Here is a 19,170-nt window from a genome sequence, read left to right as displayed (position 1 = left end):
CGGCGAGGAGGGCTACGCGACGGCACTCGGTCCGCGGGACGCGGGGCCTAGACGACGCAGTTCGGGCCGAGAAGACTCTTGAGCTCGCCGTAGAGGTCGGCCGTCACCGCCACCGGATACGGGATCTCGAAGAGGCGCGCCGACTCGCCGCGCACGAGCCGCAGCCGCACCTCGTTGTCGCCGCGGTGCCGGATCAGCACGTCGTTGAGGGCCGTGACGACCTCGGTGGTCGCACGGTGCTCGGCCACCTGGATGACGAGCGGGCCGGCGCCGAGGCTCTGCCCGACGTCGGGAGCGAACATGCTCGCGGCGTGCAGGGCGACCCCGTCGTCGCGCTGACTGACCCGCGCGCGCACCACCACGATGGCATCGTTCACGAGCCCCGGGGCGAACTCCTGGTAGGTCTTGCCGAGGAACATGACGCTGACCTCGCCGCCGAAGTCCTCGAGCTGCACGACCCCGTACGGGTTGCCCGAGTTGCGGGCGGTGCGATGCTGCACGCTCGTGAGCAGCCCCGCCACCGTGACCGTCTCGCCGTCCTGGATCGTCTCCGAGGACAGCAGCTCGGCGATCGTCACGCTCCGGTGCTTGGCCAGCACGACATCCAGGCCGTCGAGGGGATGCTCCGACACGTAGAGGCCCAGCATGTCGCGTTCGAAGGCGAGCTTCTCCTTCTTGCCCCACTCCGGCCGGTGCGGCACCTCGGGCTCGACCGTGTCGAGCTCCCCGAGGAGCGCGTCGAAGTCGAACCCGACCTGCCCGCTCGCCTCCTCGCGCTTCTGCTTGACGGCCTGATCGACGGCGCCCTCGTGGATCTCGATGAGGGCGCGGCGCGTCGACCCGAGCGAGTCGAAGGCGCCGGCCTTGATGAGCGACTCGATGGTGCGCTTGTTGAGGGCGGTCAACGGCACCTTGCGCAGAAAGTCGTGGAAGCTCGAGAACGCGCCCTTCTGCTCGCGCGCGTCACGGATCTGGTCGACCACCCCGAAGCCGACGTTGCGCACCGCGCCCAGGCCGAAGCGGATGTCCTCGCCGACGGCCGCGAAGTAGCCGATCGACTCGTTGACGTCGGGCGGCAGCACCTGGATGCCCATCCGGCGGCACTCGTTGAGGTACAGCGCGAGCTTGTCGCGGGCATCCCCGACACTCGTGAGCAGGGCCGCCATGTACTCGGCCGGGTAGTGCGCCTTGAGGTAGGCCGTCCAGTAGCTGAGCACCCCGTAGGCGGCCGAGTGGGCCTTGTTGAAGGCGTAGTCCGAGAACGGCAGCAGGATGTCCCAGAGCGTCTTGATGGCCGTGTCGGAGTAGCCGTTGCCCTTCATGCCGGCCACGAAGCCCTCGTACTGCTTGTCGAGCTCGGACTTCTTCTTCTTGCCCATCGCGCGCCGCAGGATGTCGGCCTGGCCGAGGGTGAAGCCCGCCACCCGCTGGGCGATGGCCATCACCTGCTCCTGGTAGACGATGAGCCCGTAGGTCGTGTCGAGGATGTCGCGCAGCGGCTCCTCGAGCTCGGGATGGATGGGCGCGATCCGCTGCTGACCGTTCTTGCGCAGCGCGTAGTCGGTGTGGGCGTTGGCGCCCATCGGCCCCGGCCGGTAGAGCGCGAGCACGGCCGAGATGTCTTCGAAGTTGTCGGGCTTCATGAGCCGCAGAAGGCCCCGCATGGGCCCGCCGTCGAGCTGGAAGACGCCCAGGGTGTCGCCGCGACCCAGCAGTTCGTAGGCACCCGGGTCGTCGAGGGCGAGCTCCTCGAGCACGGGACGGAAGCCGCGGTTCGCCTCGATGTTGTCGAGGGCGTCGTCGATGATCGTGAGGTTGCGCAACCCCAGGAAGTCCATCTTGATGAGGCCGAGCGCCTCGGCGGCCGGGTAGTCGAACTGGGTGACGATCTGGCCGTCCTGCTCCCGCTTCATGATCGGGATGATGTCGATGAGCGGCTCGCTCGACATGATGACGCCCGCCGCGTGCACGCCCCACTGGCGCTTGAGCCCCTCGAGCCCGCGCGCGGTCTCGAAGACCGTGCGCGCGTCCGCGTCGGTCTCCAGCAGCGCCCGGAAGTCGCCGGCCTCCTTGTAGCGCTCGTGAGCGGGGTCGACGATGCCGCCGAGCGGGATGTCCTTGCCCATGATGGCGGGCGGCATCGCCTTGGTGAGCTTCTCCCCCATCGAGAACGGGAAGCCCAGCACGCGCCCGGAGTCCTTGAGGGCCTGCTTGGCCTTGATCGTGCCGTAGGTGACGATCTGCGCGACGCGCTCCTCGCCGTACTTCTCGGTCACGTACTTGATGACCTCGCCGCGACGACGTTCGTCGAAGTCCACGTCGAAGTCCGGCATCGAGACGCGGTCGGGGTTGAGGAACCGCTCGAAGATGAGGCCGTGCTGCAAGGGGTCGAGATCGGTGATCTTCATGGCGTAGGCCGCCATCGACCCCGCGCCCGAGCCGCGGCCCGGGCCGACGCGGATGCCGTGGTCCTTCGACCAGTTGATGAAGTCGGCGACCACGAGGAAGTAGCCGGGGAAGCCCATCTGCACGATCACGCCGACCTCGTACTCGGCCTGCTTCCGGACCTCGTCGGGGATGCCGCCCGGGTAGCGCTCGTGGAGGCCCTTCTCGACCTCCTGGACGAACCAGCTCTCCTCCGTCTCGCCGTCGGGCACCGGGTAGCGCGGCATGTAGTTGGCGCTCGTGTTGAACTCGACGGCGCAGCGTTCCGCGATGAGCAGCGTGTTGTCGCAGGCGTCGGGGTGGTCGCGGAACAGCTCGCGCATCTGGGCGGGGGTCTTGAGGTAGAACTCCTGCGCGTCGAACTTGAAGCGGTTGGGGTCGGCGAGGGTCGAGCCGGACTGCACGCACAGCAGGATCTCGTGGGCCGAGGAGTCGTGCGCGTGCGTGTAGTGCAGGTCGTTGGTGGCCACGAGCGGCAGATCGAGATCCTTCGCGAGCCGCACGAGGTCGGTCATGACGCGCCGCTCGATGCCGAGCCCGTGGTCCATGAGCTCGACGAAGAAGTTGTCCTTGCCGAAGATGTCGCGGAACTCGGCGGCCGCCTCGCGCGCCGCGGTGTACTGCCCGAGCTGCAAGCGGGTCTGCACCTCGCCGGAGGGGCAGCCCGTGGTGGCGATGATGCCCGTCGCGTAGCGCTGCAGCAGTTCGCGGTCCATGCGGGGCTTGAAGTAGTAGCCCTCGATGGAGGCGAGGCTCGAGAGCCGGAAGAGGTTGTGCATCCCGGCGGTGTTCTCCGCCCACATCGTCATGTGGGTGTAGGCGCCGGATCCCGAGACGTCGTCCTCGCCGCCGTTGCCCCAGCGCACCCGGGTCTTGTCGAAGCGCGAGGTGCCGGGCGTGAGGTACGCCTCGGTGCCGATGATGGGCTTCACGCCCGCGGCGTTCGCCTGCGACCAGAAGTCGAAGGCGCCGAAGTTGTTGCCGTGGTCGGTGACGGCGATGGCCGGCATGCCCTGCTCGACGACCGCCTTCATGAGGTCGCCGACGCGGGCGGCGCCGTCGAGCATGCTGTATTCGCTGTGCACGTGCAGGTGCACGAAGGAATCGCTGCTCGACACACGCTCTCCGGTCGGGGTCTGGACCTCCAGACTAATCCGCGCGAAGGACCTCGAGCGCGTGCTGCAGGTCGTCGGGGTAGCGTGTCTCGAACTGCACGTACTCCCCCGTCGCGGGATGCCGGAATCCGAGCTTCACGGCGTGCAGCCACTGCCGGGTGAGGCCGAGTCGGGCCGCGACCGTCGGATCCGCCCCGTAGAGGATGTCGCCCACGCAGGGGTGCCGTTGCGCCGACATGTGCACGCGGATCTGGTGGGTGCGCCCCGTCTCGAGGTGGATCTCGAGGAGGGTCGCGGAGCGCAGCGCCTCGAGGGTGTCGTAGTGGGTGACGGCGTGCTTGCCGTCGGCGGTGACGGCGAACTTCCAGCTCGAACCGGGGTGGCGCCCGACGGGCGCGTCGATCGTGCCCGAGAAGGGGTCCGGGTGGCCCTGCACGAGGGCGTGGTAGATCTTGTCGACCTCGCGGTCGTGGAAGGCGCGCTTGAGCTCGCTGTAGGCGCGCTCGCTCTTCGCGACGACCATCAGGCCGCTCGTGCCGACATCCAGCCGGTGGACGATGCCGGCTCGTTCGGCCGCCCCGGAGGTCGCGACCCGGTAGCCGGCGCCCGCGAGGGCGCCCAGCACCGTCGGGCCGTCCCAGCCGCTCGCGGGATGCGCCGCGACCCCGACCGGCTTGTCGATGACGATGATGTCGTCGTCGTCGTGGACGACGGTGAACCCGGGCACGAGCTGCGGCACGACCGCGGGCTCGAGCCTGGGCGCCCACTCGACCTCGAGCCAGCCGGCCCGCACGCGATCGGACTTGCCGAGCACGACTCCGTCGAGGCTCACCCCGCCCGCCTCGAGCACCTCGGCCGCGAAGGTGCGCGAGAATCCGAGGAGCCGGGCGACGGCGGCGTCGGCGCGGTCGCCGAGCAGCCCGTCGGGCACCGGCATCCCGCGTCGCTCCACCTCAGGCTCCCGCCGGGCGGTCCCCCGGCTCATCCGGGTCGACCTCGTTCGAGAGCTGCTCCGTGGCGGGCGTCGTCGTCGAGGGCACCCGGACGCCGTCGAGACCCACACCCCGCAAGGCGAGCAGCAGGAACAGACCCATCCCCGTGACGATCGCCACATCGGCGAGGTTGAAGATGGCCGGGAAGCCCCAGAACTGCAGGAAGTCGATGACGTGCCCGGTGCCGAATCCGGGTTCGCGGAACAGGCGATCGGTGACGTTGCCGAGTGCGCCGCCGAGCAGCAGCCCGAACATGAACGCCCACGCGATCGAGCGGATGCGCTTCGCGAAGACGATGATGAGCACGATCACGCCCACGGCGACGATCGACAGGATCCAGGTGAAGCCGCTCGCGAGCGAGAACGCGGCCCCCGAGTTCTTGACGAAATGCAGCTGGAAGAACTCACCCAGCACCGGGACCATCTCGCCGACCTCGAGGTTGGTGACCACGAGGTACTTGGCGAACTGGTCGAGGGCGAGCACACCGACCGCGACCGCGGCGAGCAGCACGAGGGCGCGCACGCTCACGCGTGCGCGCCCCGCGAGATCCGGCGTGCCCTGGGGCTCAGTTGCCGCCAAGGCCGGGGTACTCGTTGTGGCGCTGCGAGTAGGCGGGGTAGTCGGGCTCCTGCGCCTGCGGCTGCTCCTGCGGGGCCGGGAAGTCCGGGGTCACCTGCGGAGCCGGGAAACCGGCGTAGGCGGGCGGCGCGGACGACACGGCCGGCTGCGGGGCGGCCGGGGCGCCGAAGTCCGAGAACGACGGCGCCGGGTACTCGGGGGCCGCGGGCGCGACCGACGCCGGGTAATCGGGCGCGGCGGGCGCGTACTCGGGGGCGGCCGGAGCGGATTCCACCGCGGGCGCCTCGAAGCTCGGGGCGGGCTCGGCGAACGTCGGGGCGGCCGGTTCGGCGAACGCCGGCGCAGCCGGCTCCGCGTAGGCGGGCGCGGCCGAGCTCAGCGCCGGCTGGGCGGGCTGCTCGGCGGCGGCGAGCGGGGCTGCCGACTCGAGCTCCGCGAGCTGACCCTCGATGTAGCTCTTGAGCTGCTCCCGGTACGAGGACTCGAAGATGCGCAGCTCCTCGACGCGACGCTCGAGACCCGCGCGCTCCTGCTCGAGCGCGTCGATCTGCACGCGCTGCTGCGTCTCCGCCTCGGAGACGATGCGGGCGGCGGTCGCATGACCCTCGGCGATGAGCTGGTCGCGCTTCTCCATGCCCTCGCGCACGTGCTCCTCGTGGAGACGACGGGCGAGCTGGAGCAGGTTGTTGGTGTTGCCCTGGTCCATCGAGCCCGAGTCCTGTGCGGCGAAGTCGGGTGCGGCGGGCGCCGGCGCGGCGACCGGGACGGGGGCGGGGGCCGGAGCGGCGACGGGCGGGGCCGACGCGACGGGTGCGGCGGCAGGCGCCACCACGGGCGCCTGGCTCGCCGAGCGCTGGAGCTCGCTGATCCGGGCGTCCGCCGCGACGAGACGCTGGCGCAGCTCCTCGTTCTCCTGGTTGAGACGTCGCAGTTCGACGACCACCTCGTCGAGGAAGTCGTCCACCTCGTCCTGGTCGTAGCCCTCACGGAACTTCGTGGGGTTGAAACGCTTGTTGACGACGTCTTCCGGCGTCAAAGCCATGACCGCACCTCCATTGCTTGCCTGATCCGGTTCGCGAATCTCCTCACCGTAGCAAGGATCGCTCGCAGCCAGAGGCCGCGCCGACATCCAGCGTACAGCCGTCGACGCGACGGAGGGCTGCCCCCCGTTCGGTTGCCAGTGTGGGTGGTGGGGCTGGTGTGATCTCGACGCGCCTGCGGGCTACGCGATCACCGCCGGTTCACCGGTCGAAGAAGCTCGCGTCGACCTCGGACTCGGCTTCCGCCTGATCGCCGCTGATCGCGACGTGCTCGGGCGAGAGCAGGAACACCTTGCTCGTGACGCGCTCGATCTTGCCGTAGAGCCCCATCGAGAGGCCGCTCGCGAAGTCGATGAGGCGACGCGCCTCGGGCTCGCTCATCTGGGTGAGGTTGATGATGACCGGGATGCCCTCGCGGAAGCTCTCGGCGATCGTCTGGGCGTCCTTGTAGTGGCGCGGGTGGACCGTGAGGATCTCGTTCATGCCGGCGGGCGCCGTGCGGGGGGCCGCGGCGCGGCGCAGCGGGGTCACCGGCGCGGGGCGCGCCGATCCGCTCGGGGCCGGAGCGGCGACGGGCGCCTGCTCGACGGCGTCGTCGTAGTCCTCATCGGCCAGGCCGAGATAGACCATCGTCTTGCGCAGCGGGTTCGCCATGTCGTCCTCCGGAACTCTCAGGGTCTGACCCGAGATTAACCGCGGTCGGGCCGCTTTCCCGTGATTGCCGTGCCGATGCGCAGGTGTGTCGCGCCTTCCAGGATCGCCTCGCGGAAGTCCCCCGACATGCCCGCCGAGATGCGGTCCGCGTCGGGCGCCAGCTCGCGGATGCGCTCCGAGACCGCGCGCAGCCGCGCGAAGGCGGGGCGCGGCTCGGCGCCGAGCGGGGCGACCCCCATGACGCCCACGAGCCGCAGCCCCTCGGTCGCGAGCACGCGTTCGGCGAGGGCGGGCGCGGCATCCGGGGCGACGCCCCCTCTGCCGGGTTCGCCGGAGAGGTCGATCTCGAGGAAGCCCTCGATGGCGGGAGCCTCCGCGTCGCGGAGCGCGTCCACGAGCGAGGTGCGATCGAGGGAGTGGATGGCGTGCGCGTAGCGCCGCACGGCGCGGGCCTTGTTGCTCTGCAGCTGCCCGACGAAATGCCAGCGGATGTCGAGGTCGGCGGTCTCCGCCGCTTTCGCCTGCGCCTCCTGGTGGCGGTTCTCCCCCAGCTCGTGCACGCCGAGCGCGGCGAGTTCGCGCACGAGCGCGGCCGGGTGGAACTTGGTGACGACGATCCGGGTGAGCTCGGCGGGATCCCGGCCCGCCGCGCGCGCGGCGTCGGCGATGCCGGAATCCACGGCGGCGAGCCGCTCCGCGAGCGGCCCGCCGTCCGGGGCGCTCATCTCGTCACTTCAGGAAGTCGGGGATGTCCAGGTCCGCGTCGTCCTCGAAGTCGTCGAGCGAGGCCACCACGGGCACCTCGGGCTCGCGCGTCCAGCTCTCGGGCGCGGGGGCCTCGGCGAGCGAGCCGGTCGCTCCGACGGCCACCGGCACGGGGACCTCCGCGTAGCTGCTGCGGCGATCGGCGACCGCGGGGCGCACACTCGGTTCGCCGCCGTCGAAGCCCGCCGCGATGACCGTGACGCGCACCTCGTCGCCGAGGGTGTCGTCGATGACGGCGCCGAAGATGATGTTCGCCTCGGGGTGCACGGCCTCCTGCACGAGGCGGGCGGCGTCGTTGATCTCGAAGATGCCGAGGTTCGATCCGCCCTGGATCGACAGCAGCACGCCGTGCGCACCGTCGATCGAGGCCTCGAGCAGCGGCGAGGCGACCGCGAGCTCCGCGGCCTTGATGGCCCGGTCGGCCCCGCGGCTTGCGCCGATGCCCATGAGCGCCGAGCCCGCGCCCTGCATGACCGACTTGACGTCGGCGAAGTCGAGGTTGATGAGTCCGGGTGTCGTGATGAGGTCGGTGATGCCCTGAACGCCCGCGAGCAGCACCTGGTCGGCGGTCGAGAAGGCCTCGAGCATGCTGATGCCGCGGTCGCTGATCTCGAGCAGGCGGTCGTTGGGGACGACGATGAGGGTGTCGACCTCGTTCTTGAGCGCCGCGACGCCGATCTCGGCCTGGGCCTGACGACGCTTGCCCTCGAAGCCGAAGGGCTTCGTGACGACGCCGATGGTGAGGGCGCCGATCGACTTGGCGATGCGCGCCACCACGGGCGCGCCGCCCGTGCCGGTGCCGCCGCCCTCGCCCGCGGTCACGAAGACCATGTCGGCGCCGGTGAGCGCCTCCTCGATCTCCTCCGCGTGGTCCTCGGCGGCGCGTCGGCCGACCTCGGGGTCGGCACCCGCGCCGAGCCCGCGGGTGAGCTCACGCCCCACGTCGAGCTTGACGTCGGCGTCGCTCATGAGCAGCGCCTGGGCGTCGGTGTTGATGGCGATGAACTCGACGCCGCGCAGGCCGAGCTCGATCATCCGGTTCACCGCGTTCACGCCACCGCCGCCGATTCCGACGACCTTGATGACGGCGAGGTAGTTCTGGTTCGATGTCACGTCCGGCCTCCTGGAGAAGAACCTTCAACCTCTACTTGAGGTTTAGAGTCTTTCTCACTAGTCTGTTGTGCCTTCACGGTACGTGCGACGCCTCACGCCGCAGCCATGCCGCTCCGCGTGTCGCGAAACACGCCTAGCCCTTCCGGAAGACCGCGCTGCCCGGAGCCGACACGTCGTAGCTGCCCGGCCCGCTCCCGGCGTGGATCGCGAGCAGCGCCGCGAGCACTCGCGCCTTGTGCGCCGAGTTCTCCGCACCGCCCCACTCGACCCGCTGGCTCGACCCGACCATCCCGAGCGTCACGTCGTCGCGCGTCGAGGCGACCACGGTGTCGACCTGGGCGAGCAGCTCGGGGGGAAGCGCCAGCAGCACCTCGGCCACCGAACGATAGGCGGCCGACTCGACATCGTCGTCGGCGACCTGGATGAGCGGAACCCCCGGAGTGCGCTCGGGCGTGGAGTCGATCATGACCCCGGCCGCATCGACGAGCTCGAAGGATCCCCCGCGCAGGATCGAACCGATCGGCGTGCGCTCGGAGACGTGCACGATGAGCGTTCCCGGCGGCAGGATCTCGGTCGTGTAGCTGCGGATGAGCCGGAACCCGCCGAGCTCCTCGCGCAAGCGCGACTCGTCGAGGAGCGCGAGCGGCACGCCCTCCTGCCCGTCGATCGCGTCGACGATCTGCGCGGGGTCGAGGCGCACGGTGCCGTCGACCCGGATCTCGCGCAGGGCCAGCAGCGGCGAGTAGACGGCCCCGAGGCTGATGCCGACGAGCGTGACGACGAGACCCACCCCGATCAGCCAGGCGATCCGTCGGCGACGGGTGCGGCGGGTGAAGCGGCGCAGCTCGAGCCGTTCCTGGCGGCGTCGCGCGCGCTCCGCGGCGCGGAGTTCCGCCGTCGCGAGGCGGGCGGCCGAGGAACGGGGCGGGCGCTTCTCTCGGACGGGCTTCTCCCGAACGGACGTCGCGCGAGCGGGCGTCTCGCGAGCGGGCTTCTCACGGACCGGCGTCGGACGTTCCGGCGCGGGCGTCTTCCCGCGCGGCGCACGTTCCGCAGGCGCCTCCGCCGGCGCATCGAACCCGGCCGGCCGCTTCACGAGAGCCCTCGCGTCATGCCGGGCCCGCGTCGAGCGCCCCGAGCAGCTGCGGGATGATGCGGTACACGTCGCCGCAGCTGAGGGTCATCACCAGATCGCCCGGGCGGGCGAGCTCGGCCACCCGCTCCGCCGCCTGCTGCCAGTCGGGCAGGTAGTCGACGCGACTCGGGTCGGCGAAACGCTGCGACACGAGAGCGCCCGTGACGCCGGGCTCGGGGTCCTCGCGGGCGCCGAACACGTCGAGCACGACCGTGTGGTCGGCGAGCCGCTCGTAGACCTCGGCGAACTCGCCCGCCATGAGCCGGGTCCGGCTGTAGAGGTGCGGCTGGTGGATCGCGATCACCCGGCCCGCGCCGACGACCGACCGCGCCGTCGCGAGCGCGGCCTCCACCTCCGTCGGGTGGTGGGCGTAGTCGTCGAACACGCGCACGCCGCGCACCTCGCCGTGCAGCTCGAACCGCCGCCCCGTCCCCGCGAAGGTCTCGAGCCCGCGGAGGATCGCCTCCGGGTCGTGGCCGAGGGTCGCGAGCACCGCGAAGGCGCCTGCCGCGTTGATCGCGTTGTGCGCACCGGGGATCGCGAGCCGTGCGCGGTGTTCGCGGCCGCGGTAGCGCAGCGTGAAGGCGACGGGACCGTCCGCGACGACCTCGACGAGCCGCACCTCGGCGTCCTCCGCGAAGCCGAAGGTGACCAGGCGCGTTCCCTCGAGGCGCGCCGTGACCGCGCGGGTCCCCGGGTCGTCGCTCGAGGCCACCACGAACTCGCTCGCGCCCTGCGCGAACCGCACGAAGGCGTCCTCGAAGGCGGCTTGGTCGCCGTAGTGGTCGAGGTGGTCGGCGTCGACGTTGGTGATGAGCGCGATCGCGGTGTCGTAGAGCAGGAACGAGCCGTCGGACTCGTCCGCCTCCACCACGAACAGCTCATCGGCGCCGGAGGCGGAGCTGCGGCCGTAGCCCGCGATGACGCCGCCGTTGACGAACCCGGGATCTGCGCCCAGCTCGCGCAGGGCGGTCACGATCATCCCCGTCGAGGTGGTCTTGCCGTGGGCACCCGCCACCGAGATGAGCCGGTGCCCGCCGATGAGCCAGCGCAGCGCCTGCGAGCGGTGCAGCACGGGGATGCCCTCCGCCAAGGCGCGCCGGTACTCGGGGTTGTCCTGCCAGAGCGCGCCCGTCACGACGACCGTGTCGGCATCGCCGACGTTCGCCGCGTCGTGCCCGATCGCGATCGTGGCACCCGCCGCACGAAGCTCGCGGACCGCGTCGGTCTCCCGCAGGTCCGAACCGGTGACCCGGTGCCCGGCGTCCAGCAGGAGCCGCGCGATGCCGCTCATCCCGGAGCCGCCGATGCCCACGAAGTGCACGGAGCCGAGCTCGGCGGGCAGCTCCTGGTCGAGTTCGGGCTTGATCATCCCGTCAACGCTACCTTCCTGCGCTCGGGGTCGCCGGGCGCTGCGCCGCGGCCTCGAGCACGAGGTCGACGAGACGGTCGGAGCCGTCGCGGCGGCCCGTCGCGGCCATCCGCGCGGCGAGGTCGGCGAGCAGCGCGGGATCCTCGAGCAGACGCGGAAGCCGGCCGCGCACCCACTCCGGGTCGAACTCGGCGTCCGCCACGAGGAGGGCGCCGCCCGCCTCGACCGCGTCGCGCGCGTTGAGCGCCTGCTCGCCGTTGCCGACCGCATAGGGCACGAAGACGGCGGGGATCCCGAGCGCCGCGAGCTCGCTCACGGTGCCCGCACCGGCGCGCGAGATCGCCAGATCGGCGACCGCGAGCGCGAGGTCCATGCGGTCGCTGTACGGGAGCAGCCGGTAGCCCGTGAGATGCGGGTCGGCGACGGGCGCCCGATCCCCCGTGAGGTGCAGCACCTGCCAGCCGGTGGCGAGGATCGCCTCGATCGCACCCGATACGGCCTGGTTGAGCCGCTTCGCGCCCAACGATCCCCCCGTCACGAGAAGGGTCGGACGCCCCGCGGCGAGACCGAAGGCCTCGAGCGCCTCCGGGCGCCGTGCGAAGCGGTCGAGTTGTTCGATCTCCCGGCGCAGCGGCAGGCCCACCACGCGTCCGTGGCGGATGCGCGTCGCCCGGAACACGGTGCCCACGAAGGGCGTGAAGCGCGCCCCGTAGCGATTGGCGATGCCGGCACGCGCGTTCGCCTCGTGGATGACGAGCGGCAGTCGCTCGCGATGCGCGGCCGCATAGGCCGGCGCCGAGGCGTAGCCGCCGAATCCGACCACCACCTCGACCCCCCGCGCGCGCAGGATCTCGCGCGTGAGGGTCACACTGCGCCGCCAGCGCGCCGGAAAGGCGAGGGCGTCACGGTTCGGTCGGCGGGGGAACGGCAGCCGCGGCACGGTGACGAGCTCGTAGCCGCGCTGCGGGACGAGGCGCGCCTCGAGTCCCTCCGCCGTGCCGAGCACGAGAACCTCGGCGTCCGGCTCCCGCTCGCGCAGCCGATCGGCCGTCGCGAGCAGCGGATTCACGTGGCCCGCGGTCCCCCCGCCGGCCATCAGGTAGACGGTCACCGGGCGAGCTCCCCCGAGCGCGTCTCCGGGCGCGCGCGGGCGAAGGACAGCACGATGCCGATCGCCGCGAGCGTCGTCACGAGCGAGGAGCCGCCCGCCGAGACGAGCGGCAGCGGAACGCCCAGCACCGGCAGCAGGCCCAGCACGACCGCGATGTTCACGAAGGCCTGGCCGATGATCCACACCATCGCGACGCTCGTGGCGACCTTCGCGAACAGCTCGTTCTGCCGGCGGATGATGCGCACGAAGCACACCGCGAGGATCGCGAACAGCACGAGCACGAGCACCGCGCCGATGAGCCCGAGCTCCTCGCCGATGATCGCGAAGATGAAGTCGTTGTCGGCCTCCGGGAGCCAGTTCCACTTCGAGGAGGAGTTCCCGAGGCCCACGCCGAACAGCCCGCCGTTGGCGAGCGCCTGCCAGCCGTGCAGGGTCTGGTAGCAGTCCTTCTCGGCGAGGGCGGGATCCATGCAGCCGCCGAGCCAGGCCGAGATGCGATCGCTGCGCGACGAACTCAGCTGCACGGCGATGAGGCCGAGCACGCCGACCACGGCGATGGATGCGGCGATGATCCGCAGCCGGATGCCGCCGAAGAAGAGTGCGCCGAGCACCATCGCGAGCAGGATGACGGCCGTCCCGAGGTCGTTGCCGAGCAGCACGAAGAAGATGGCGCCGCCCGCGATCGGGCCGATCGGAAGCGCCACATGCTTCCACTCGTGCATGAGCGCGGCCTTCGAGGAGATGATGAACGCGAGCCAGACGATGAGGGCGAGCTTGACGGTCTCGGAGGGCTGGAAGGTGAAGGACCCCAGCCTCAGCCAGTTCGTGTTGTAGCCGTTGCCGACGCCGAGGCCGGTCGCGACCACGAGGAACTGCAGGACGATCGCCGCGATGATCGCGTGCCACGCCCAGCGCTTCCAGAAGATCACCGGAGCGCGTGCCGCGATGAGCATGAGCGGGATGCCGAACAACGCGAACAGGCCCTGTCGGCTCGCCTGCGCGAAGAAGTCGCCATCCTCGACGCGCGACTCGATCGACGAGGAGGAGAGCACCATGACGAGCCCGAACACCACGAGGAACAGCGTCGTGCCGAGGAGCACGAAGTACTCGGGCGTCTCGGCCGCGAAGATGCGGCGCACCGCGACGACGGCGGCCGAGCCGCGGGGCGCCGCGGCGGCGTCGCGCGGGTGGGGCTCAGCGACCGGAGCCTGCGGTGGGGGCGTCCGGCGCGGACGAGCCGGGGGTCTCGTCGTGGTCATCCGCTTCCCCTCCCAGGTGCCTGCGGACGGCCTCCGCGAAACGACGGCCGCGATCCGCGTAGTCCGTGAACTGATCCATGGAGGCCGCCGCCGGCGCGAGCAGCACCACGTCGCCCTCGCGGGCCACGGATGCGGCGGCGCGCACCGCCGCGGCCATCACGTCCACAGTCTCCGATCCGTCGACCTCGAGCACCGGGACGCCGGGCGCGTGTCGTGCGAACGCGGCGCGCAGCTCGTCGCGGTCCACGCCGATGAGCACCGCCGCGCGCAGGCGCAGCGCGTGACGCTCGACGAGCGGCGCGGGGTCGACCCCCTTGAGCAGCCCGCCGGCGATCCAGACGACGCTCGCGGAGGCCTGGAGCGAGGCGTTCGCCGCGTGGGCGTTGGTGGCCTTCGAGTCGTCGATCCAGACGACACCGCCCGCCGAGGCGACCACCTCGGTGCGGTGGGCATCCATCCGGAAGCTGCGGATCGCCTCGCGGATCGGACGCGGCTCGACCCCCGCAGCCCGGGCGAGCGCCGCCGCGGCGAGCACGTTGGCGACCGAATGCGGCGCGTCGAGTCCCGCCTCGCGCAGTTCCTCGAGCGTGGTCAGCTCGAGGGCATGGCTGTGGCGCTCCTCGAGGAACGCCCGGTCGACGAGGATCCCCTCCACCACCCCGAGCTCGCTGCGCCCCGGGATGCCGAGGCCGAAGCCGATCGCCCGGCAGCCCTCCTGCACCTCGGCCTCCTCGACGAGCTCGCGCGTCGCCGCGTCGGCGAGGTTGTACACGCACGCCACCCGGGTGTTCTCGTACACGCGGCCCTTCGCGGCCGTGTAGGCCTCGAGCGAGCCGTGCCAGTCGAGGTGGTCGTCGGCGATGTTGAGGCACACGCTCGCGAGCGGCGCGAGCGCGCCGGCGGCGTTCCGATGGCTCCAGTGCAGCTGGTAGCTCGACAACTCGACGACGAGCACGTCGAACCCGGCGGGGTCGCGGATCGCGTCGAGCACCGGGATGCCGATGTTGCCCGCGGGTGCCGCGCGGAGCCCGCCCGCGACGAGCATGTGCGCGGTCAGCTGCGTCGTCGTCGTCTTGCCGTTGGTGCCCGTGACGAGGATCCACTCCGCGGGGGTGCCGTCCGCGCGCACGACCTTGTCGCGCAGCCGCCAGGCGAGCTCGATGTCGCCCCACACCGGCACCCCGGCCTCCTCGGCCCACAGCAGCAGCGGGTGGTCGGGGTGGTAGCCGGGCGACACCACGAGAAGCTCGGGGGCGAAGTCGCGCAGGGCGTCCGGGACGCCCGCATCGTCGGGATGCTGCAGGAATCCCGCCCCGATGACCTCGAGCAGGCCGCGGTGGTCGTCGCTGCCGCGCGCCGCCACCACGAGCACCGAGGAGCCCAGCTCGACGAGCGTGTCGGCCACCGCGAAACCTGTCACCCCGAGACCCAGGACGGCGACCCGCAGCCCCGACCAGTCGGCGTGCCAGCTCGTGAGCTGCTCGAGTCGTGCGTTCAGCGAACTGCCCATTCCAGATAGAAGATGCCGACGCCCGCCGCCACGAAGAGCGCCTCGATGAGCCAGAACCGCACGACGACGGTGATCTCGGCCCAGCCCTTGAGCTCGAAGTGATGGTGCAAGGGGCTCATGAGGAAGATGCGCTTGCCGGTGCCCGTGCGCCACTTGGTGACCTTGAAGAAGGCCCGCTGCAGGATGACCGAGCCCGTGGTCACGAGGAACAGCCCCCCGATGAGCACGAGCAGCAGCTGCGTGCGGCTGAGGATCGCGAGCGCGGCGAGCGCACCGCCGAGCGCGAGCGATCCCGTGTCGCCCATGAACAGCTGCGCGGGCGAGGTGTTCCACCACAGGAACCCGACGAGGCTGCCGCAGATCGCGGCCGCGACGACCGCGAGGTCGAGCGGATCCCGCACCTCGTAGCACTTGTACGCCACCTCGGTGTCGAGGCTGCCGTTGAAGCACGACTGGTTCGACTGCCAGAAGCCGATGAAGATGTACGCCGACACCGCGAAGACCGCGGCGCCGCTCGCGAGCCCGTCGAGGCCGTCGGCGACGTTGACGCCGTTCGAGGCCGAGACCGTGATGACGTTGACCCAGACGAGGAACACGATCACCCCGATCACGGGGCCGAAGGCGAAGAGGTTGAGCCAGGGGATGTCGCGCACGCCCGAGATGGAGGTGGATGCCGGGGTGAGCCCGTTCTCGTCGGGGAAGTTGAGAGCGATCACGCCGAACACGGTCGCCACGATCACCTGACCGGCGATCTTCGACCATCCGCCGAGGCCGAGGCTGCGCTGATTGCGGGTCTTGAGGAAGTCGTCGAGGAAGCCGACCAGACCGAGGCCCACCATCATGCCGAGGGTCAGCATCGCGACGGCCGTCCACGGGACCTCGTTCACCAGATGCCCGACGAGGTAGCCGAGCACGGTGCCGATGATGAAGACGATGCCGCCCATCGTGGGCGTGCCGCGCTTCGCGTGGTGCGACTGGGGGCCGTCGTCCCGGATGAACTGCCCCCAGCCGAGCTTCTTGAACAGCCGGATCCAGAGCGGGGTGGTCACGAGGGTGAACACGAGCGACACCGCGCCGGCGATCAGCAGTGCGATCACGAGTTCCCCCCGATCCCGGCGAGTCGGTCGCCGAGGAAGCGCAGTCCCGCCGACTTCGACGACTTCACGAGCACGATATCCCCGGTGCGCAGCTCGTCACGCAGCACATCGTAGGCGGCATCCACGTCGGCGACGAGGATCGACTCCCCGTCCCAGGAGCCTTCGAGTCCCGCGGCGGCATGGATGTGCCGGGCCGCGTCGCCGACGACGACGAGCCGTCGGATGTCGAGCCGCACGGCGAGCCGCCCGATGCGGTCGTGCTCCTCCCGGGCGTACTCGCCGAGTTCGGCCATCTCCCCCAGGACCGCGACCGTGCGGCGCTGCTCGGGCCGGGCGATCTGGGCGAGCGTCTTGAGCGCGGCCGCCACCGAGTCGGGGCTCGCGTTGTACGCGTCGTTGATGACCGTCACCCCGTCGGGACGCTCGAAGAGCTCCATCCGCCAGCGCTCGGCACGCGGCACGGCGCCGAGCGCCGCGATCGCGGTGTCGAGGTCCACCCCGAGCTCACGCGCCACGGTGAGCGCCGCGAGGGCATTCATGACGTGGTGCTCGCCGAGGATCCGCAGCTGCACCGGCCGCCGCACCCCGTCGACGACGAGCGTGAACCGCGTGCCCTGCGCGGTCGCCTCGAGCTCGTCCGCGCGCACCTCGGCAGCGCGGGAGAGACCGAAGCCGACGACGCGCGCCGCGGTGCGCTCCGCCATCCGCGCGACGCGCTCGTCGTCGACGTTGAGGACCGCGACGGCCGACGGGGGCAGTTCGGTCACCATCTCGGCCTTCGCCGCCTCGGTCGCCTCGATGCCGCCGAAGACGCCGGCGTGCGCAAGGCCGACCTTCAGCACGACCCCGATGTCGGGGCGCGCGATCGAGACGAGTCGGGCGATCTCGCCCGCGCCGCTCGCACCCATCTCGACGATGAGGGAGCGGGTGTCGTGATCGATCCGCAGCATCGAGATGGGCGCCCCGACCTGGTTGTTGAACGAGCCCTCGGGTGCGACCGTGGGGCCCTGGGTCGCGAGGATCGCCCGAAGCAGGTTCTTGGTGGTGGTCTTGCCGTTCGATCCGGTGATCCCGACCACGCGCAGCCGCCCGCCGGCGCGCACCCGTGCCACCACCTCGCGCGCGAGCGCGGCGAGGGCGTCGAGACCGTCGGCGACCACGAGCTGCGGGACCTCGAGCCCCAGATCCTCGCGGTCGATCACGAGCGCGGCGCCGGCCTCGACGGCGGCCGCGGCGAAGAGGTGCCCGTCGGTGACCTCGCCGGGCAGTGCGACGAAGATCGAACCGGGCGTCACGAGGCGCGAATCCGTCTCGACGCTCCCGTCCACGATCGTGTCGGCCGCGACACCCGCGGGCAGCACGAGGCGCCCGCCGAGGGCGCGCGCGAGCTCATCCAGCCGAAGCGGGATCATGCCCAGCCCGCCTCGCGCAGCGCCGCGCGGGCCTCGTCGCGAGCCGAATACGGCGTGCGGACGCCGCGGATGTCGCGATAGTCCTGGTGCCCGGGCCCCGCCCACAGGATCGAGTCCCCCTCGCGCGCGAGCGACACGGCCACCCGGATGGCCTGCTCCGGCGGGCTCACCTCGTGGATCTCGGGCTGGTGCTCGGCGAGCGCAGCCCCCTCGAGCAGGGTCGCGCGGATCGACGCCGCGTCCTCGAATCGCGGATGGTGGTCGGTGATCACGAGGATGTCGCTGCCCTCGGCCGCCACGCGCGCCATCTCGTGGCGCTTGGTCGCATCCCGGTCGCCGTCGGCGCCGAACACCATGATCGTGCGGCCGGGGGTGAACTTGCGCACGGCGGCGAGGGTGTTCTCGAAGGCATCCGGGCTGTGCCCGAAGTCCACGTAGACGCTCGGTCCGCGCTCCCCCGAGACGCGCTCGGTGCGACCGGGCAGGTAGGCCTGGATGCCGCCGTCGGCCTCGAGGGCGGCCCCGATCGCCTCCAGCTGGAACCCGGCCTCGACGAGCATGACGATCGCGAGTCCCGCATTGGCGGCCATGTGCCAGCCGATGAGGGGCTCGCGCGTGACGAGTTCGCGCCCGTCGGGGCCGGTCAGCCGGAACCCGGTGTAGGCGGCGGTCTCGTCGAGCACCTCGACCGTCCACTCGGCGACGGCGACGTCCTCCGGGTCGGCGTGACCGATCGTCGCGATCGTGGTCACCGGGATCCGTGACCCGGCCACGATCCGACGGCCGTACGGGGAGTCGAGGCAGACCACGCCGCGGCGGGCATGGTCGGGATCGAACAGCGGGAGCTTCGCCTGGAAGTACGCCTCCATGTCGGCGTAGTCGTCGAGGTGGTCGTGGCTGAGATTCGTGAAGCCCGCGACGTCGAAGACGAGCCCGTCGACCCGGTGCCGGGACAGCGCCTGCGCGCTCACCTCGACGGCGACCGCGCGCACCCCGGCCTCGCGCATCCGGGCGAGCAGTGCGTGCATCTCGCTCGCCTCGGGGGTGGTGAGCAGACTCACGACTGAGAGCTCGCCGATGTGCCGCTCGGCCGTCGTCGAGAGGCCCGTGATGAGGCCCAGCTGCTTGAGCACCGCCTCGAGCAGATAGCTCGTGGAGGTCTTGCCGTTGGTGCCCGTGGTGCCGAACAGCAGCGGGGGGTCGTCGTCGGTGCGGTACACCCACGAGGCGATGCCGCCGAGCGCCTCCCGCGGCGAGGGCACGAGGATGATCGGCAGACCGCTGCCCGCGGCGAGCTCGGCGCCGGCATCGTCGGTGACGATCGCCACCGCGCCCGCCTCCGCCGCCTGCTCGGCGAAGGAGGCGCCGTGCACCTTCGCTCCCGGCACGCCGACGTAGAGATCCCCCGGATGGAGGTCGCGCGTCGAGAGCGTCACCCCGGTGACCTCGAGCCCGTCGAGCTCGCCGGTGTGCGCGAGGGAGAACTCCTGGACCAGACGTGCCAGCGGGCGCGGGCTCGGATGCTCGGGACGGAGGACCGGAGGGATCCGTGAGCTCACGCTGCGTGGCCT

15 protein-coding genes are annotated in these 19,170 nt (G+C 71.4%); all 15 read right to left on the bottom strand.

The window, feature by feature from the left end; all coding sequences use genetic code 11:
• Nucleotides 1–47 precede the first annotated feature (47 nt).
• Complete coding sequence (gene dnaE, locus FLP23_RS08175) at nucleotides 48–3,512, bottom strand: DNA polymerase III subunit alpha (RefSeq protein WP_246140111.1); 3,465 nt, start codon at nucleotides 3,510–3,512, stop codon at nucleotides 48–50.
• An 82-nt stretch (nucleotides 3,513–3,594) separates the two neighbouring features.
• A complete protein-coding gene (locus tag FLP23_RS08170) occupies nucleotides 3,595–4,512 on the bottom strand; it encodes an RluA family pseudouridine synthase (RefSeq protein WP_149325397.1) in 918 nt (305 codons plus the stop codon).
• Nucleotide 4,513: 1 nt separating this feature from the next.
• Complete coding sequence (gene lspA, locus FLP23_RS08165; protein WP_246139938.1) at nucleotides 4,514–5,080, bottom strand: signal peptidase II; 567 nt, start codon at nucleotides 5,078–5,080, stop codon at nucleotides 4,514–4,516.
• Between the two features lie 37 nt (nucleotides 5,081–5,117).
• Nucleotides 5,118–6,173 carry a DivIVA domain-containing protein gene (locus FLP23_RS12635; RefSeq protein WP_484297940.1) on the bottom strand — a complete coding sequence of 352 codons (1,056 nt, stop codon included), beginning with the start codon at nucleotides 6,171–6,173 and terminating at the stop codon, nucleotides 5,118–5,120.
• 199 nt (nucleotides 6,174–6,372) lie between these two features.
• The gene (locus FLP23_RS08155; protein ID WP_149325396.1) at nucleotides 6,373–6,825 is read right to left on the bottom strand and encodes a cell division protein SepF; all 453 of its coding nucleotides are present in this window, start codon (nucleotides 6,823–6,825) and stop codon (nucleotides 6,373–6,375) included.
• A 35-nt stretch (nucleotides 6,826–6,860) separates the two neighbouring features.
• A complete protein-coding gene (locus tag FLP23_RS08150) occupies nucleotides 6,861–7,550 on the bottom strand; it encodes a YggS family pyridoxal phosphate-dependent enzyme (RefSeq protein ID WP_149325395.1) in 690 nt (229 codons plus the stop codon).
• A gap of 4 nt (nucleotides 7,551–7,554) precedes the next feature.
• Complete coding sequence (gene ftsZ, locus FLP23_RS08145) at nucleotides 7,555–8,703, bottom strand: cell division protein FtsZ (protein ID WP_149325394.1); 1,149 nt, start codon at nucleotides 8,701–8,703, stop codon at nucleotides 7,555–7,557.
• Between the two features lie 133 nt (nucleotides 8,704–8,836).
• Nucleotides 8,837–9,799: a cell division protein FtsQ/DivIB gene (locus FLP23_RS08140; protein WP_149325393.1), complete on the bottom strand. Its 963-nt coding sequence runs from the start codon at nucleotides 9,797–9,799 to the stop codon at nucleotides 8,837–8,839.
• Between the two features lie 13 nt (nucleotides 9,800–9,812).
• Nucleotides 9,813–11,210: a UDP-N-acetylmuramate--L-alanine ligase gene (gene murC / locus FLP23_RS08135; protein ID WP_149325392.1), complete on the bottom strand. Its 1,398-nt coding sequence runs from the start codon at nucleotides 11,208–11,210 to the stop codon at nucleotides 9,813–9,815.
• A gap of 10 nt (nucleotides 11,211–11,220) precedes the next feature.
• Nucleotides 11,221–12,321, bottom strand: a complete 1,101-nt coding sequence (locus FLP23_RS08130; protein ID WP_149325391.1) for a UDP-N-acetylglucosamine--N-acetylmuramyl-(pentapeptide) pyrophosphoryl-undecaprenol N-acetylglucosamine transferase — start codon at nucleotides 12,319–12,321, stop codon at nucleotides 11,221–11,223.
• Nucleotides 12,318–13,580, bottom strand: a complete 1,263-nt coding sequence (ftsW, locus tag FLP23_RS08125) for a putative lipid II flippase FtsW (RefSeq protein WP_149325390.1) — start codon at nucleotides 13,578–13,580, stop codon at nucleotides 12,318–12,320. Before ftsW ends, FLP23_RS08130 begins: the two co-directional genes overlap by 4 nt.
• Nucleotides 13,516–15,090 carry a UDP-N-acetylmuramoyl-L-alanine--D-glutamate ligase gene (gene murD / locus FLP23_RS08120; protein WP_149325389.1) on the bottom strand — a complete coding sequence of 525 codons (1,575 nt, stop codon included), beginning with the start codon at nucleotides 15,088–15,090 and terminating at the stop codon, nucleotides 13,516–13,518. The genes ftsW and murD overlap by 65 nt, the downstream gene beginning before the upstream one ends.
• Entirely contained in the window at nucleotides 15,075–16,187 is a 1,113-nt protein-coding gene (gene mraY, locus FLP23_RS08115; RefSeq protein WP_149325388.1) for a phospho-N-acetylmuramoyl-pentapeptide-transferase, read from the bottom strand. Before mraY ends, murD begins: the two co-directional genes overlap by 16 nt.
• Nucleotides 16,184–17,599, bottom strand: a complete 1,416-nt coding sequence (locus FLP23_RS08110) for a UDP-N-acetylmuramoyl-tripeptide--D-alanyl-D-alanine ligase (RefSeq protein ID WP_149325387.1) — start codon at nucleotides 17,597–17,599, stop codon at nucleotides 16,184–16,186. Before FLP23_RS08110 ends, mraY begins: the two co-directional genes overlap by 4 nt.
• Nucleotides 17,596–19,158, bottom strand: coding sequence for a Mur ligase family protein (locus tag FLP23_RS08105; RefSeq protein WP_149325386.1), 1,563 nt, complete (start codon nucleotides 19,156–19,158; stop codon nucleotides 17,596–17,598). Before FLP23_RS08105 ends, FLP23_RS08110 begins: the two co-directional genes overlap by 4 nt.
• Nucleotides 19,159–19,170: the final 12 nt, after the last annotated feature.

It is taken from the genome of Protaetiibacter larvae, assembly GCF_008365275.1.
In the GTDB taxonomy this organism is placed as follows: domain Bacteria; phylum Actinomycetota; class Actinomycetes; order Actinomycetales; family Microbacteriaceae; genus Homoserinibacter; species Homoserinibacter larvae.
Note: the sequence above shows the minus strand (reverse complement) of the source record. Positions and strands in the feature narration are given on the sequence as shown.